The sequence below is a fragment of the Sphingobium sp. BS19 genome (assembly GCF_027925545.1).
Lineage (GTDB): Bacteria > Pseudomonadota > Alphaproteobacteria > Sphingomonadales > Sphingomonadaceae > Sphingobium.
Map to the genome: position 1 here is coordinate 1 of NZ_BSEF01000073.1, position 1,266 is coordinate 1,266.

Below are 1,266 nucleotides of genomic sequence, written 5' to 3' on the forward strand. Positions count from 1 at the left end.
TGACCGGCCCCCACTGAGTGGTCCGTGCTGATTGTTAGTGCATTATCGCCTCCGTTGCCATTGCCGCCTGGAGGTGGAGCGAAGCGGAACCGGAGGGCGGTAATGGCGGAGAAGCCGTTTCCGGAGCCGGCGGTCGGTAGCCGAGGCTGCTGTGGGGGCGGATCGTGTTGTAGTGCCGCCGCCAGGCTTCGATCAGCACTTTTGCCTCGGCGAGGCTGTAGAAGATCTCGCCATTGAGCAGCTCGTCACGAAGCGACCCATTGAAGCTCTCGTTGTAGCCGTTCTCCCATGGCGAGGCCGGGGTGATGTAGAGCGTCGTCACACCGACCTGCGCCAGCCATTTCTGGACTGCCGTCGCGATAAATTCGCTGCCATTATCGGACCGGATATTGGCAGGTGGCCCACGCGCGATGAACAGGTCGGCCAGGGCCGCCAGCACGTCTTCGTGTTTGAGCTGTCGCGCCACGATCAGGGCGAGGCATTCACGGCTGGCTTCATCGATGATCGTCAAGATGCGGAACTTGCGGCCATCATGTGTCCGGCCTTCCACGAAGTCGTATGCCCAGACGTGCCCCGGATATTCAGGGCGCAGCCGGATGCATGAGCCATCGTTCAGCCATAACCGGCCCCGCTTGGGTTGCTTCTGCGGCACCTTCAGGCCCTCGCGCCGCCAGATGCGTTCGACCCGCTTGCGGTTCACCGTCCATCCCGCATCGCGCAGCAAAGCCGTAATCCGGCGATAGCCATAGCGACCATATTGGCGCGCCAGTGCCACGATGTCCTCAGTGAGCGCATCTTCGTCATCGGCCCCGCGCGGCACCTTGCGCTGTGTCGATCGATGCTGGCCAAGCACCCGGCAGACCCGTCGTTCGGATACTGCCAGCTCGGTTCGTACATGATCGATGCAGCGCCTTCGCCGCGCAGGGCTCAGAAGTTTCCCCGGGCTGCCTCCTGGAGGATCAACTTGTCGAGCGTCAGGTCAGAGATCGCTCGCCTGAGCCGGAGATTCTCCTTCTCAAGATCCTTCATGCGCCGCGCCTGGTCCGTCTTCAGACCCCCATATTCCTTGCGCCAGCGATAATAAGTCTGCTCGGCCACCGCGATCCGCCGACACGCATCCGCTGTCGTCCCGCCCTGCGCCAACACGATCTCAGCCTCACGCAGCTTGCCGATAATCTCTTCCGGCTTGTGCCTCTTGCCCATTTCCAAACTCCTTCATAATCCAAAATAACAGAGATTCTGGACCACTCAGAAGGGGGCAGATCA

The 1,266-nt window shown here is 61.5% G+C and carries 1 protein-coding gene; it reads right to left on the reverse strand.

All coding sequences use genetic code 11. From position 1 onward, the window contains the following. Positions 1-34: 34 nt before the first annotated feature. Positions 35-1,203, reverse strand: a protein-coding gene (locus tag QMG56_RS23210) for an IS3 family transposase (RefSeq protein ID WP_281825269.1) whose coding sequence is annotated in 2 segments (ribosomal slippage) — positions 35-942 and positions 942-1,203 — 1,170 coding nt in all. Because the reading frame shifts where the segments join, the coding sequence is not laid out codon by codon here. Positions 1,204-1,266 lie beyond the last annotated feature (63 nt).